This window comes from Oscillibacter valericigenes, from assembly GCF_016902445.1.
Lineage (GTDB): Bacteria > Bacillota > Clostridia > Oscillospirales > Oscillospiraceae > Oscillibacter > Oscillibacter avistercoris.
The window spans coordinates 1-14,212 of the sequence record NZ_JACSNX010000012.1 but is presented as its reverse complement, the minus strand read 5'-3'; the positions used below and the strand labels follow the sequence as shown (position 1 = coordinate 14,212).

Genomic DNA, 14,212 nt, shown 5'->3' with positions numbered 1-14,212 from the left:
AACACCGTCGCGCGCCGTGAGCGGCGTTTGCTATACTGGATACAGATGCGGCAGGCATCGGTTGGGAGCGGCAGTATGGAGCACAGGTTCAGAAAGCCCAATCAAAATCAACAGCGTGTGATCAGCGCCGGTTTGCGCCCTTGTGGGGCGAACCGGCGCTGTTTTTCCGGGCACCGCTCCCAAGCATGAAAAACAGAAAGGCAGGCGCAACGTATGCAGAAGACCTATGTGCTGGACGCCAATGTCCTCCTCCAGGCCCCCTACGCTCTGGAGTCCTTCGAGGACAACCACATCGTGCTGCCTCTGGCGGTGCTGGAGGAGCTGGACGCTCTGAAAGGGGCCGACGGCGAAGCGGGAAACAACGCCCGGCAGGCACTCCGATTCCTGGAGGACCTGCGGCTCCGGGGCGATTTGGTAAAGGGCGTGACCCTGCCCAGTGGAGGCACCGTGCGTCTGGAGGTCAACCATGTGGACGCGGCCCTCCCCCAGGGGATAGAACCTGACAGCCGGGCGGGAAGGGTGCTGAAGGTGTGCCAGGGCCTCATGGACGAGGGGACGCCGGCGACGCTGGTGAGCCGGGATATGGTCGCCCGCATCCGGGCCCAGATGATGGGGGTGCCGGCGGAGGACTTCACCACCGACCGGCTGCCGGACGGCGCCCAGCCCTACACCGGGCGGACGGAGGTCTATATCCCGGACGGTCTGCTTACGACCTTTAAGAAAAAAGGGGCGCCAGCGGAGGAGCTCTATACCGTGGACGGTGCGGGGGAGCGGAAGCCGGTTTCCTTGACCGAGAACCAGTTCGTCCTTCTGCACTCGGATACCGAGCCGAAAAAGACCATGCTGGGCCGCTTCCGGGAGGGGAAGGTCACCGCCCTGCGCTTTGGCGGCGTCCGCCCATTCGGCGTCAAGCCCCGGAGCGTGGGGCAGCAATTCCTGCAGGAGGCCCTGCTGCTGCCGGTGGCGGAGGCGCCCCTGGCCATCATCCAAGGGCCGGCGGGCACCGCCAAGACCTTTTACGCCCTGGCTGCAGGGCTGGAGCAGGTGCTGGAGGCGGAGGAACGGCCCTATCGGAAGATTCTGGTGTGCCGCCCCAATGCCCAGTTTGACGCGGACATCGGCTTCCTCCCGGGCAGTGAGCAGGAGAAGATCTCCCCCCTCATGCGGCCTATCGTGGACAATCTGGAGATCCTGCTGGATCTGGAGGGAAAGAAAAAGGAGCGGCGCAGCGAGGAGGAGCTCCGGGGGCGCATCGACTACCTCTTCGACACCGGCGTCATCACCGCCGAGGCCATGAACTTTATGCGGGGCCGGTCCATCACCGACACCTGGCTCGTCATCGACGAGGCCCAGAACCTCACCCCCCGGCAGGTCAAGGGCATCATCACCCGGGTGGGGAAGGGCACCAAGGTGGTGCTGCTGGGGGACCCGGCCCAGATTGACCACCCCCTGCTGGACACCCGGAGCAACGGATTGACCTACGCCAGCGCCCGCATGAGGGGCAGCCCCCTGTGCGCTCAGCTGACCATGCTCCCGGACGAATGTGAGCGTTCCTCCCTGGCCCTGGATGCGGCGGTGCGGATGTAAATGAATTTGGAACTTTCATAACACGGCGTGAAAGAAAATTTATTTACATTTTACAGGGCTCTGGAAGAAGAATTTACATCCCGGTGGTACACTGTGCCTGTGTGAGCGAGAAACACACCATCATAGGGAGGAAAATATGCTATGAGTATCGCACAGAAACAGACTGCCACACAGTCCCAGAAGCTGATGATCTTTGTCCTGTCCATGTCTTTGTACGGGCTGGCCACCCTGTTCACGGAGCTGATCCCCAAGTTTCAGGTGGGGGTCGTGGAGTTCTCCGTGGAGTACTTCCTGTTCATTCCCCTGACCCTGGCCATGCTGTTCGACCCCCTGTCCGCCGCTTTGGGCGCCGCCACCGGCGAGCTGGTATTCAGTGAGATCATGCTGGGCCAGTTCGGCGGCCTGGGCGAGCTGGAGAAGTTCCTCACCGTCACCATCGGCGTGTACATTGCCGGGCGCCTGGTGAAGGACCCCAAGAACCGCGCCATGGTGGGCGTGGCCGCCATCACCGGAACCGCCGCCCAGCTGCTGATGGGCACCGTGGTGGACATCCTGAAGGTCCAGCTGGCGGTGGAGGACTTCGAGGCCGTGGCCGGCCTTCCCGAGAGCGTGTTCGCCACCGAGGGCTTTGCCTTCCTCAACGATCTGCTGTTCTCCGGGATTCTGTTCTGCCTGCTGCCCGCCCTGTATCTGGTGCCCAAGCTGTACGGCAAGATCGAGCCCCTGCTGGGCATGGCCCCCCGCACCCCGGAGAGCGCCGTCAGCGGCATCAGCCCCAAGGCTCTGATCGTGTGCGCCGTCGGCTTTGCGTGCGCCATCGCGGCCGAGCTGGCCGCCACCGCCGGCATGTCCCTCATCGACTGGGAGGCCGAGTGGGCCGAGAGCGGCACCGCCCTGGCTGTGGGTATGGTAGCCGCCGCCGCGGTGGCCATCATCGCCCTGCTGGTCATCAAGAAGAACGCAGGGAAAAAGTCCGCGGTGAACTGAGATGAACGCGGTTGAGATCGGCGGCCTGACCTACACCTACCCAGGCGTCCCTCAGCCCACACTCCGGGACATCAGCCTCCAAATTCCCAAAGGGGACTTCCTGGCGGTCGTTGGCAACAACGGCTGCGGGAAGTCCACTTTGTGCAAGGCCCTCAACGGCCTGATCCCCCACTTCATCACGGGGACCATGGAAGGGAGCGTCCGGGTGTGCGGCCTGAACACGCTGGAGTACGACGTGGGCGTCCTGGCCCAAAAGGTGGGCTATGTGTATCAGGACTTTGAAAACCAGATCGTCCGGCCCACCGTGCTGGACGACGCCTCTTACTCCTGCCTGAACTACGCCTTTCCCGATTACCTGGAGCGGGGCAGAGCCGCGTTGAAGCAGTGCGGTCTGGAGGGCCGGGAGGAGGAGTACGTCTGGCAGCTCTCCGGCGGTCAGACCCACCTGCTGGCCCTGGCCGGCGCGGTATCCCTCCGGCCGGACATCCTGATCCTGGACGAGCCCATCGCCCAGCTGGACCCCATGCACGCCGACCGGATCTATGCGGTCCTCCGGGATTTGAACGAGAACCACGGCAAGACCATCCTCGTCATTGAGCACCACACCGAGTACATCGCCGACTTCTGCAAGCACGTGATGCTGATGAAGGACGGACAGGTGCGGTGGATGCTGCCCACGGAGGAGGCCCTCCAGCGGGTGGAGGAGCTGGAGGCCTGCAATATCTTCCCGCCCCAGGTGACCCAGGCGGCCTACGGCCTGCGGAAGGGCGGTATTCTCCCGGCGAATGTCCCTCTGCCCACCACGGTGGCGGACGGAGAGAAGGCTTTTGCCGGCCTGCGATACATCCCCCGGGAAAAGCCGGCGCCCGCCGCTCCCGGCGGTGAAAGCGCCGTGTCCGTTCAGAACGTGTCCCTCTCCTACCGCTCGGTGAAGGGGGAGCCCCACACCGTCTTTGACGGGCTGGATCTGGACATCCGCAAGGGGGAGAAGGTGGCCCTCATCGGCTCCAACGGGGCGGGCAAGTCCACCCTGATGAAGCTGATGGTGGGCCTGCTGAAGCCCAATGCCGGCACGGTGTCCCTGTTTGGGGAGGCCATCGGAGACAAAAAGGCTGAGGATCTGTCCCGGCAGATCTCCCTGGTCTACCAGAATCCGGAGGAGATGTTCATCAAGGACTCCATCCGGGCCGACATCGCCTATGCCATGGAGGTGCGGAAGGTCCCGGAGTGGGAGAAGCGCACCGCGGAGCTGCTGGAGCGGTTCCGGCTGACAGAGCTGGCGGACCGGGACGGCCGCCTCATGTCCGGCGGCCAGATGCGCCGGGCCAGTTTGGCCATCGGCATCGCCCTGAACCCGGGCATCCTGCTGCTGGATGAGCCCACCGCCAATCTGGACATCGCCACCCGGCGGGAGATCATGGCGGTGCTCTCGGATATGAAGGACATCATCCAGACCGCCATCATCGCCACCCACGACATGCAGCTGGTGTGTCAGTGGGCGGAGCGGATCATTGTGCTGCGGGGCGGGCGTGTGGTGGCGGACGGGCCCCGGGACGAGATCTTTGCCCGGGCCGACCTGGTGGAGCAGGTAGGCATCCGCCCGCCGGAGATCTTCACCATGGGGCAGGCTTTAGACAGGCGAGCCCTGTGCTATACCATCGACGAGTTCCTATCGTCTTTTCAGGAGGCGTGACCGCTGTGGAAAAATTGACCGCAAAACTCTCGGAGAGCATCCTGGATAAGCTCTCCATGGACTTCCTGCGCAATCAGGTGCTGAAGAACGCCTATGGCAACGATGACACCGTGATCGCCGGCCTGGACCCCCGAATCCTGCTGGCCTGGTATCTGTTCTTCGGCCTGGTGCCCTGGTTCGTGAGCGACATTCCCTTCCTGCTGGGGTGCTTCCTGCTGGTGATGGCCACCACCCTCCTGGCGAGAGTGGCAGGGCTGGTGCTGTTCCTCTTCGCCCTGGGGGTGTTCTCCCAGACAGGGTATCTCTTTGTGGTGACCCTGCTCTTTGGAGGCGACGCCTCCGCCATTGCCCCGTTGCTCATCCTCACGTTGAAGGTGGCCACCATCTCCCTGGCCTCGGTGACCGTGTTCTCCGGGCTGGACCCGGACAAGCTGTCCAACGGTCTCATGTGGTACGGCTGCCCGGAGCGGCTGAGCTTTTCCATTTCCTACGCCTACCGGATGCTGCCCATGCTGATGGAGGAATTCCAGAACGTGCTGCTCTCCTACCGGCTGCGGGGCAATCCCCCCGCCCACGAGACCTTCGGGGGCAAGGTGAGGTATCTGATTTATCAGGTGAAGATCATCATGCAGTCCTTCTACCCCCTGATGCTCAACACCGCCAAGCGCTCCCGCACCACGGTGGAGGCCCTGGAGCTGCGGGGCTACCGGTACGCGGCGGTGAACAAGTCCGTGAAAAAGATCAAGCTGGCCGCCCTGAAGGTGTCCTGTAATGACGGGATCTTCCTGGCAGTTTCCCTGCTGGTGGTGGCGGTGGCGGTTCTGATCTCTACATTGCTGTAAGAAAGAAGGTTTTCTCTTGCGCCTGGATTTTCACACCCACGGGAAGCTGGCGAAAAAGCTCCCCTTCTCCACTGCCTATACCGACTGGCTCTTCGGCGAGGCCAAAGCCGCCGGTCTGGACGCCCTGTGCCTGACGGAGCACTTCAACACCCTCCAGTTCGCCGATGTGTACGGCTACATCGCCTCGGTGAGCCGCAGGACCGGGGATGCCCTGGAGCTGGAAAACGGCCTGAAGGTGTTCCCCGGCATGGAGACGGATGTGGCGGAGGGCGGTCATATCCTGTCCATCGGGCCCCTGGAGGCCATTTTGGAGCTGAACCGGCGGCTGGAGCCCCACAAGGAGAAGAGGGACTTTCTGCCCTTCTCCCGGCTCATGGATTTGTTTGAGAAGTACCCAGTGGTGGTGGGCTGCGGCCACCCCTTCCGCGCCGGCGGCCATGTGCCCGAACTGCCGGAGGAGCAGCTCCGCCGCCTGAAATTTCTGGATCTGAACGGGAAAGACCTGGCTCTTGACCGGGAGAGGACGGAGCGGCTCACCCATGACCTGGGGAAAAAGCTGGGCATCCCTGTGGTGTCCGGCAGCGACACCCATCAGGCGGTGCAGTACGGCTGCGTCACCACGGTCTTTGAACGGGAGGTGGACACCGTCCCCGCCCTCTATGGGGAGATGACAGCCGGCCGCTACGCCATCGATCTCTCCGACACTGCCGCCTTCCAGGTGCGCACCGCCTGCCTGCTGAAGCGGTCCTTGAAGGAGATCCATGCCCTGGGAGGCGACTACGTGGCCATTCTGACCCGGGAGGCCACCGCATGACCGCCCTGACGGATTCCCTGGCGGAGGGGGCCGTCCAGACGGTATTGGAGGCGGGGGAACTGCTGACCGATCCCGCCGCCGTTCAGAGCATCCGCTCCAAGGGCGAAACGGACTATGTGACCAATGTGGACGTGGCGGTACAGGCGTTTCTGCGGAAGCGTCTGGCCGCCCTGGCCCCGGATGTCCAGTTTATGGGAGAGGAGCAGGACAATACGGGGCTGGACTGGAGCCGCCCCTGCTGGATCCTGGATCCGGTGGACGGCACCACCAACCTGATCCACAGCTTCCGGCACAGCGCCATCTCCTTGGCTCTGGCGGAGGGTGGACAAATCGTCTTCGGTGTGGTATACAATCCTTATACGGAGGAGTGCTTCGCCGCCTGCCGGGGCGGCGGAGCGCTCCGAAACGGAGTCCCGATCCACGTCAGCGATGTCTCCCGGCTGGAGGACAGCCTCCTGTCCACGGGCACCGTCCCAGGCCGCCGGGAGCTGGCGGATGCGGCTTTCCGGCAGATGCGGGCGCTGTATGACCGGTGTCAGGACGTGCGCCGCACCGGCTGCGCCAGCCTGGACCTGTGCTGGGTGGCCTGCGGACGGCTGGACGGCTATGTGGAACTGTCTCTCCAGCCCTGGGACTACGCCGCCGGAATGCGCATCGCGGCGGAGGCTGGAGGAAAAGTCACCGCCCCCGACGGCAGCCCCCTATCCCTCCGGGAGGGCGGGCCTCTGCTGGCCTCTAACGGGCGGCTCCACAGCGCGCTGCAAGCAATTTTGAAAGAATGAGGGGGTTGTCATGGACCTGCACCTTCCCACCCCGGCCGGGGAACTGACCCGGGCGGAGCAGAAGATCCTGGACTATATCAACACCAACACGGATGCTTTCCTGTTTTCTTCCATCGGCCAACTGGCCCAGCAGCTGGAGCTCTCCGACGCCACGGTCTCCCGCTTCGCCCGCCATGTGGGCTGCCGGGACTTCAAGGCGCTGAAATCTCTGGTGCTGGAGCAGTCTCCCGGCCCGGCGGTAAAACTGACGGCCACGCTCAGTCAGGGGGATCATTTCGCCCCCCAAGCCTGGCTGGAGCGGCAGCGGGCATACTTGGAGAAGACCATACAACAGCTCTCCACCGGGGAATTTGACCGGGCGGTGGAGGCTCTCTGTTCTGCCCGGCGGGTGTCTCTTCACGGAAAAAACGCCTCCGCTTCCATGGCACAGCTGCTCCATTTCCGCCTGCGGCGGCTGGGCTTACAGGTGTCTCTCCTTCCCTCCGGCGGTTCTGAACTGCTGGAAGGACTCGCGCAAGCGGCGGAGAACGATCTGGTGGTGCTGTTCAGCTTCTCCAAGCTCTCCCGGGAGGGCCGCATCCTCCTGGAGCACAGCCGGTCCGCCGGCTATCGGACCTTGGCCTTTGTGGGCCGCACCTGCCTGCCCGCGGAGGAGCGGGCGGACATCAGCCTCTTTGCCTACCGGGGGACAGAGAAGGAGTATCACTCTATGGCAGCTCCCGCCGCCCTGCTGGATGCTCTGGCAGTCGCTGTGGCGGAACGGTTGGGAGACGAAGGTACGCAGCGTCTCCAGTCGCTGCACCGGATGAAAAAGGACTATTTTCCAGACGGATGAACGCATCCCCCATGCCCGCACATGGGGGATGCGTTCATTTTCCAGGATGATGCACAAATTTTACACGCATTTTACTGCGCCGCGGTAGTGGGCGCAAGCCGGCTGTGATATGGTAGATTAGGATTATTTTATATATTCCGCGCATGGGCTTGCGCTGCCTGCGCACCACATCTGAAAAGGAAGGATCTGCTGCTATGAAACGCGCGGTTTTATCTGTATGTATCCTGGCATTGGCATTGATTCTGACAGCCTGCGGTCCGACGCCGTCTGACAGTGCAGTCTCCACCGGCGATTCCGCCAGCGGAGATCACGCCTTCGACTATGGCGGTGACGTGACGCTGCGCATTCTCTCCGGCTCGGAGAACCAGGAGCTGGAGGGTATCCTGGATGACTTCGTCCGGGAGCGGGGCGTGAACATCGAGATGGACTACCAGGGCTCCCTGGACATCATGCGCGCCCTCCAGGGGGAGACCATCGACTACGACGCGGTGTGGCCGGCCAGTAGCCTGTGGCTCACCGCCGGGGACACCCAGTACCGGGTGAAGCACGCCCAGTCCATCTCCATCACCCCGGTGGTCTTCGGCATCCGCCAGAGCCTGGCGGAGGAGCTGGGCTTTGTGGGCCGGGAGGTGTCGGTGGGCGACCTGCTCTCCGCCATCCAGGCGGGGGAGCTGGAGTTCTGCATGACCTCCGCCACCCAGTCCAACTCCGGGTGCAGTGCCTACATCGGCTTCCTCTACGCCCTGCTGGGCAATCCGGATGTGATCACGTCGGAGAACCTCCAGACCCCGGGCCTGGCGGAGCAGATCACCCAGCTGCTCTCCGGCGTGGATCGATCCTCCGGAAGCTCTGACTGGCTGAAGGACCTGTTCCTCACCGGTGGCTACGACGCCATGGTGAACTATGAGTGCCTCATCATCAGCGCCAATCAAGAGCTGGAGGCGCGGGGGGAGGAGACGCTGTATGCCCTCTACCCCTATGACGGCCTGTCCATCGCCGACTCCCCCCTGGGCTATGTGGACAACGGGGACACCGAGAAGGAACAGGCCTTTCTGGATTTACAGGAGTATCTCCTGTCCGACGAGGTGCAAAACGAGATCCAGCGCACCGGCCGCCGCACCGGTTACGAGGGGGTGTCGGCGGAGAACGCCGACGTGTTCCGCGCCGACTGGGGCGTCCAGCCGGACCGGGTGCTCTCCCCCATCCGGATGCCCTCCACCGATGTGCTCATGGAGTGTCTGAACCTGTACCAGACGGAGTTCCGCAAGCCCTCCCTCACGGTCTACTGTCTGGACTACTCCGGCAGCATGGAGGGGATCGGCCGGGAACAGATGGTGGAGGCCATGAGCCAGATCCTGATCCAGGAGAACGCAGAGCAAAATCTGCTCCAGGCCTCGGAACACGAGGTCAATATCCTCATCCCCTTTGAGGGCTACCCCCGGGACGTCTACACCGCCGTTGGGAACGGAGAGGAGCTGGAAGCCCTCTATACTCAGGTGGAGGCGGAGGAGGCCGTGGGCGGCACCGACATCTATTATGCCGCCATGGAGGGCCTGCGGCAGCTGAAAAACTACGACCTGAGCCAGTACACCCCTGCCATCATCCTGCTGACGGACGGGGTATCCGACGGGAGTTTTTCCGACTTCCGGGACGGCTACGAGGTCTTCGGGGCGGATGTGCCGGTGTTCTCTATCATGTTCGGCTCCGCCGATCCCACCCAGCTGGAGGAGCTGGCGGAACTGACCCACGCCCGGGTCTTCGACGGCCGGGAGGACCTGATCGGGGCCTTCCGCAGCGTGAAGGGGTACAACTGAGATGAAGAAAGGACAGCTGCGGCAACTGGTACTGTCGCTGGGCGTGGGGGGCGCGGCCTTTTTGATCCTGGCCCTGGGCCTGCGCTGGAATTTCCTGTTCAGCGCCGTGCTGGGGGTGGGAATCTATCTGGGAGTGTGGTTCCTGCTGGCCCCAAAGGCGGACCCCATCACCCTCTATTTCGCCCAGCGGCCAGACGGCGGCGAGATGCAGGCCCTGATGGAGGAGGCGGAGCGGGATCTGAAGGCCATCCGGTCGGCCGCCGGCCGCATTACGGACGTCCGGACCCATGAGGACGCCCTGGCCCTCACGGAGACGGGGGATCGCCTCTACTGCTATCTTCGGGAGCATCCGGAGAAGATCCCGTCGGCCAACCGCTTCCTCACCTACTATCTGGACACGGTGGGCCGGATCCTGGGGCAGTATGTGAAGTTCCAGGATGCCGGGCTGGGGACTTCCGAGGTGCGGGAGTTCCAGCGGAAGGTGCGGGCCATTCTGCCCAAGCTGAAGACTGGGTTCGAGGAACAGCTCAGCCAGTTGATGGCCTCGGAGCGGTTTGACGCGGAGGCGGACATGAAGGTCATGGAGAGCCTGCTGAACACGGAGGGATTCCAATGGGAAGCAAATCAAAATGGATCGGTCTGATCATCCTGCTGGTTGTCATCGGGGCGGCGGCGGTCTATCTGCTGCTGGGCGGCGGCCCCCGGCCGGAGCCCACCGTCCTGCGGGGCTATGTGGGGGGCGAAAAGATCGGCCTGCTGGAGGACGAGGCGGTACAGGACATTCTGGAGCGGGAGTACGGGCTCACCCTGGATTACGCCAAGGCTGGCTCCCTGGACATGGTCACGGCGGACCATGAGGGCCGGGATTTTCTCTTTCCCTCCAGCCAGACCGCCCTGGAGTACTACCAGCAGCTCTGCGGCGCGCCGGGCAAGAGCCAGATCGTATTCAACACCCCCATCGTCCTCTACACCCACCGTCCCATCCTGGAGACGTTCCAGAAAGAGGGACTGGTGACAGAGCGGGACGGGGTCTACTACATGGACATGGCCGCTCTGGTGGCGGAGATCGAGGCGGGCACCACCTGGGCGGATCTGGGGCTGCCGGAGCTCTACGGCACCGTGGCGGTCAACACCACCGACCCTGTGCGCTCCAACTCCGGGAATATGTTCGCGGGGCTGCTGGCCAATGTGCTGTGCGGCGGGGTGGCGGATGCGGACAGTGTGGAGGCCGTGCTGCCCCGCCTGAAGGCCATCTTCGAAAAGCTGGGCTATATGGAGGCGTCCTCCTCTGACCTGTTCGACCAGTTCCTCAAGACCGGCATGGGGGCCAAGCCTGTGATCGCCGGCTATGAGAACCAGCTGCTGGAGTTCGCTGTGGAGAACCCGGAGGACTGGGCGCAGCTGAAGGATGACATCGTGCTGCTCTATCCCACCCCCACCGTCTGGTCCTCCCATGTCTACATCGCCCTGGATGAGGCAGGAGAGGCGGGCATCGACGCCCTGCTGGACGAGGAGGTCCAGCGCCTGGCCTGGGAAAATCACGGCTTCCGCACCGAGGTATCCGGCACGGACGCCGACGAAGACCACTTCGGCGTCCCTCACCTGGCCGCGGAGATCACCCAGGTGGCCGCCATGCCCAGCTACGCCGCCATGGAGAAGATCATCGCCGCTCTGTCGTAAACGTAAATTTTACCGCAGGGCTGGATAAATGCGCTGTGCAAAGGGAGGCATTTTCACAGATGGACGGGATCATTGTCTATGGCAGCAAATACGGCACGACCCGCCGGTATGCGGAGGAGCTCTCCCGGCTCACCGGCCTGTCCGCCATCCCCTGTGGGGAATTCCACAGGCTGGCTGAGGGGAGTATCCTTGTCTATCTTGGGGCGCTCTATGCCGGCGGGGTGCTGGGGCTCAAGCAGGCAATGAAAGGACTTTCCCTCGGGGATGGCCAGCGGCTGATCGTGGCCACTGTGGGTCTGGCCGACCCTGCGGAGCCGCAGAACCGGGCGCATATTCGCGCGGCACTTCAAAAGCAGCTGCCGCCGGAGCTTTCGGAGCGGGCCGTTCTCTTCCACCTCCGGGGCGGTATTGACTATGCCGTTCTGTCCCCACGCCACCGGGCCATGATGGCCGCAATGTGCTTCTCCCTGCGCAGGAAGCCGGCGCGGCAGAGGTCCGCTGAGGACCAGGCGCTGCTGGAGACTTACGGAAAACAGGTGGACTTCACGGATCTCTCTGCGCTGGCTCCCATCGTCAGAGAGATCCTGCGCGGATAAGATATGTTGGGAAAGAAGTGCCTTCAACCAGAGCGGCCGATGGGCATCTGATCGCGTACAGGGGTCGGTGATCCAAACCCGTTAGCAGCTATCCCCAAAATGGCATTGAGTGATTTTCAGATACTTACGGTCTGAAGAATTTACGACCAGAGTTCTTGTGGTCACGACTGAAAAGTGGATACATAAACATGATCAGCCCGCCGGCTCCGAAAGGAACCGGCGGGCTGATATTCTGCCTATCAAGCGCTGAATTGGTGTAGATTTGGTGTAAATCGGGGACACCAGCCACAGAAGATCCAGCGGTATCAAGGGTCAGCGGCTATTTTTTAGTACATGCCGCCCATATCGCCGCCGGCGGGGGCAGCGGGTGCGGGGGGCTCGGGCTTGTCGGCCACCAGGGACTCGGTGGTCAGCACCATGGCGGAGACGCTGGCGGCGTTCTCCAGGGCGCTGCGGGTCACCTTGGCGGGATCGATGATGCCGGAGGACACCATGTCGCAGTACTCCTCCTTATAGGCGTCGAAGCCGTAGCCGTTCTTGCCGGAATTGCGGACCTTCTCCAGGATCACGGAGCCGTCCAGGCCGGCGTTGGCGGCGATCTGACGGATGGGGGCCTCCAGGGCCTTGGCCACGATGCGGACGCCGGTCTTCTCGTCGCCCTCCACGGTGTTCAGCAGAGCCTCCACCGCGGGGATCACGTTGACGAAGATGGTGCCGCCGCCGGCGACCACGCCCTCTTCCACAGCAGCGCGGGTGGCGTTCAGAGCGTCCTCGATGCGGAGCTTCTTCTCCTTCATCTCGGTCTCGGTGGCGGCGCCCACCTTGATGACGGCCACGCCGCCGGCCAGCTTGGCCAGCCGCTCCTGCAGCTTCTCCTTGTCGTAGTCAGAGGTGGTGACGGCGATCTGGGCGCGGATCTGGCCCACGCGGTCCTTGATGGCCTGGCTGTCGCCGGCGCCGTCCACGATGGTGGTGTTCTCCTTGGTGACCTTCACCTGGCGGGCACGGCCCAGCATATCCATGGTGGCGGTCTTCAGCTCCAGGCCGACTTCCTCGGAGATCACAGTGCCGCCGGTGAGGATGGCGATATCCTGCAGCATCTCCTTGCGGCGGTCGCCGAAGCCGGGGGCCTTGACGCACACCACGTTCAGGGTGCCGCGCAGACGGTTCACGATCAGGGTGGACAGGGCCTCGCCCTCCACGTCCTCGGCGATGATCAGCAGCTTCTTGCCGGACTGGACGATCTGCTCCAGGATGGGCAGGATGTCGGAGATCACGGAGATCTTCTTGTCGGTGATCAGGATATAGGGATCGTCCAGGTTGGCCTCCATCTTCTCCATGTCGGTGGCCATGTAGGGGGTGATATAGCCCCGGTCGAACTGCATGCCCTCCACGACCTCGGAGTAGGTCTCGGCGGTCTTGGACTCCTCGATGGTGATGACGCCGTCGGAAGAGACCTTCTCCATGGCGTCGGCGATCAGCTTGCCGATCTCCTCGTCACCGGAGGACACGGCGCCCACACGGGCGATGTCCTTGGAGCCGTCCACGGTCTTGGCCTGCTTCTTGACCTCGGCAACGGCGGCCTCCACGGCCTTGGCCATGCCCTTCTTGACCACCACGGGGTTGGCACCGGCGGCCAGGTTCTTCAGACCCTCGTGGATCATGGCCTGGGCCAGCAGGGTGGCGGTGGTGGTGCCGTCGCCGGCCACGTCGTTGGTCTTGGTGGAGACTTCCTTCACCAGCTGGGCGCCCATGTTCTCAAAGGGGTCGTCCAGTTCGATCTCCTTGGCGATGGTGACGCCGTCGTTGGTGATGAGGGGAGCGCCGTACTTCTTGTCCAGGACCACGTTCCGGCCCTTGGGGCCCAGGGTGATCTTGACGGTATCGGCCAGAGAGTTGACGCCGGCTTCCAGGGCCTTCCGGGCCTCGTCGCCGCGCTTGATGAGCTTAGACATAGTAATCAAACCTCCTGTAATAGAGCTTCATGCTTCATGAATTAGGAATGAGGAGTTAGGAATTAGGAATTCCGGTGTCCGGCGGAGCCGGACGATTTGGAATTGGCCGCCGGAGGCGGCTCCACAATTCCTCATTCCTAATTTCTAATTCCTAATTGCGATTGGGGAATTTACTCCACGATCGCCAGGATGTCGTTCTGCCGCACGACCACGTACTCGACGTCGTCCAGGGTGACCTTGGTGCCGGCGTACTGGCTGGTGATGACCTTGTCGCCGGGCTTCACGGTCATGACCACGTCCTTGCCGTCCACGTTGCCGCCGGGACCCACGGAGATGACTTCGGCCACGGAGGGCTTCTCCTTGGCGCTGCCGGTGAGGATGATGCCGCCCTTGGTGGTCTCTTCGGTCTCCACCATCTTCAGGATGACGCGGTCTGCAAGCGGAGTGAGTTTCATAACGGGTTCCTCCTTATAGAAATAAAAATTTGAAAAAACAAGTTCAGCGTTAGCACTCATATCATTCGAGTGCTAACGCTGCTATCATAGCGCAATGCGTTCCTTTTGTAAAGGGGGTATCTATGAAGAATTTGTGAATTCAAAAAAATTTTCCCTGCCGGAGGGGGAGGGG

At 62.9% G+C, this 14,212-nt stretch carries 13 protein-coding genes; 11 read left to right on the top strand and 2 right to left on the bottom strand.

The features are described 5' to 3' along the window. Positions 1-213 precede the first annotated feature (213 nt). From H9X91_RS08740 to H9X91_RS08690, 11 genes are all read left to right on the top strand, one after another. Entirely contained in the window at positions 214-1,587 is a 1,374-nt protein-coding gene (locus tag H9X91_RS08740; RefSeq protein WP_204804377.1) for a PhoH family protein, read from the top strand. A gap of 141 nt (positions 1,588-1,728) precedes the next feature. Then, entirely contained in the window at positions 1,729-2,574 is an 846-nt protein-coding gene (locus H9X91_RS08735) for a DUF8171 family membrane protein (RefSeq protein WP_087239157.1), read from the top strand. A gap of 1 nt (position 2,575) precedes the next feature. Further along, positions 2,576-4,267 carry an ABC transporter ATP-binding protein gene (locus H9X91_RS08730; RefSeq protein WP_204804376.1) on the top strand — a complete coding sequence of 564 codons (1,692 nt, stop codon included), beginning with the start codon at positions 2,576-2,578 and terminating at the stop codon, positions 4,265-4,267. A 5-nt stretch (positions 4,268-4,272) separates the two neighbouring features. Next, complete coding sequence (locus H9X91_RS08725) at positions 4,273-5,109, top strand: CbiQ family ECF transporter T component (protein ID WP_204804375.1); 837 nt, start codon at positions 4,273-4,275, stop codon at positions 5,107-5,109. Between the two features lie 16 nt (positions 5,110-5,125). After that, on the top strand, positions 5,126-5,923 hold the full coding sequence (locus tag H9X91_RS08720; protein ID WP_204804374.1) for a PHP-associated domain-containing protein: 798 nt from the start codon (positions 5,126-5,128) through the stop codon (positions 5,921-5,923). Beyond that, complete coding sequence (locus H9X91_RS08715) at positions 5,920-6,705, top strand: inositol monophosphatase family protein (RefSeq protein ID WP_204804373.1); 786 nt, start codon at positions 5,920-5,922, stop codon at positions 6,703-6,705. Before H9X91_RS08720 ends, H9X91_RS08715 begins: the two co-directional genes overlap by 4 nt. Positions 6,706-6,715: 10 nt before the next feature. Then, positions 6,716-7,540: a MurR/RpiR family transcriptional regulator gene (locus H9X91_RS08710; RefSeq protein WP_204804371.1), complete on the top strand. Its 825-nt coding sequence runs from the start codon at positions 6,716-6,718 to the stop codon at positions 7,538-7,540. Positions 7,541-7,734: 194 nt separating this feature from the next. Then, positions 7,735-9,354, top strand: a complete 1,620-nt coding sequence (locus H9X91_RS08705; RefSeq protein ID WP_204804370.1) for a VWA domain-containing protein — start codon at positions 7,735-7,737, stop codon at positions 9,352-9,354. 1 nt (position 9,355) lies between these two features. Then, positions 9,356-9,997, top strand: a complete 642-nt coding sequence (locus tag H9X91_RS08700) for a 5-bromo-4-chloroindolyl phosphate hydrolysis family protein (RefSeq protein ID WP_204804369.1) — start codon at positions 9,356-9,358, stop codon at positions 9,995-9,997. Then, positions 9,967-11,034 (top strand): hypothetical protein, encoded by a 1,068-nt coding sequence (locus tag H9X91_RS08695; RefSeq protein ID WP_204804368.1) that lies wholly within the window; start codon positions 9,967-9,969, stop codon positions 11,032-11,034. The genes H9X91_RS08700 and H9X91_RS08695 overlap by 31 nt, the downstream gene beginning before the upstream one ends. Positions 11,035-11,093: 59 nt before the next feature. Beyond that, complete coding sequence (locus tag H9X91_RS08690) at positions 11,094-11,630, top strand: flavodoxin domain-containing protein (RefSeq protein ID WP_204804367.1); 537 nt, start codon at positions 11,094-11,096, stop codon at positions 11,628-11,630. A gap of 326 nt (positions 11,631-11,956) precedes the next feature. Here H9X91_RS08690 and groL read toward each other — a convergent pair whose 3' ends face one another. Together groL and H9X91_RS08680 are read right to left on the bottom strand one after the other, a co-directional pair. Beyond that, positions 11,957-13,585, bottom strand: coding sequence for a chaperonin GroEL (gene groL / locus H9X91_RS08685; protein WP_204804366.1), 1,629 nt, complete (start codon positions 13,583-13,585; stop codon positions 11,957-11,959). 170 nt (positions 13,586-13,755) lie between these two features. After that, entirely contained in the window at positions 13,756-14,040 is a 285-nt protein-coding gene (locus tag H9X91_RS08680; RefSeq protein WP_204804364.1) for a co-chaperone GroES, read from the bottom strand. Between the last annotated feature and the right edge of the window lie 172 nt (positions 14,041-14,212).

Excerpts from the sequence above, each read along its gene's own strand:
- H9X91_RS08695 (WP_204804368.1), top strand. The coding sequence starts at position 9,967 with ATGGGAAGCAAATCAAAATGGATCGGTCTGATCATCCTGCTGGTTGTC.
- H9X91_RS08730 (WP_204804376.1), top strand. The coding sequence starts at position 2,576 with ATGAACGCGGTTGAGATCGGCGGCCTGACCTACACCTACCCAGGCGTC.
- H9X91_RS08715 (WP_204804373.1), top strand. The coding sequence starts at position 5,920 with ATGACCGCCCTGACGGATTCCCTGGCGGAGGGGGCCGTCCAGACGGTA.
- H9X91_RS08680 (WP_204804364.1), bottom strand. The coding sequence starts at position 14,040 with ATGAAACTCACTCCGCTTGCAGACCGCGTCATCCTGAAGATGGTGGAG.
- H9X91_RS08735 (WP_087239157.1), top strand. The coding sequence starts at position 1,729 with ATGAGTATCGCACAGAAACAGACTGCCACACAGTCCCAGAAGCTGATG.
- H9X91_RS08700 (WP_204804369.1), top strand. The coding sequence starts at position 9,356 with ATGAAGAAAGGACAGCTGCGGCAACTGGTACTGTCGCTGGGCGTGGGG.
- H9X91_RS08690 (WP_204804367.1), top strand. The coding sequence starts at position 11,094 with ATGGACGGGATCATTGTCTATGGCAGCAAATACGGCACGACCCGCCGG.
- H9X91_RS08710 (WP_204804371.1), top strand. The coding sequence starts at position 6,716 with ATGGACCTGCACCTTCCCACCCCGGCCGGGGAACTGACCCGGGCGGAG.
- groL (WP_204804366.1), bottom strand. The coding sequence starts at position 13,585 with ATGTCTAAGCTCATCAAGCGCGGCGACGAGGCCCGGAAGGCCCTGGAA.
- H9X91_RS08705 (WP_204804370.1), top strand. The coding sequence starts at position 7,735 with ATGAAACGCGCGGTTTTATCTGTATGTATCCTGGCATTGGCATTGATT.
- H9X91_RS08740 (WP_204804377.1), top strand. The coding sequence starts at position 214 with ATGCAGAAGACCTATGTGCTGGACGCCAATGTCCTCCTCCAGGCCCCC.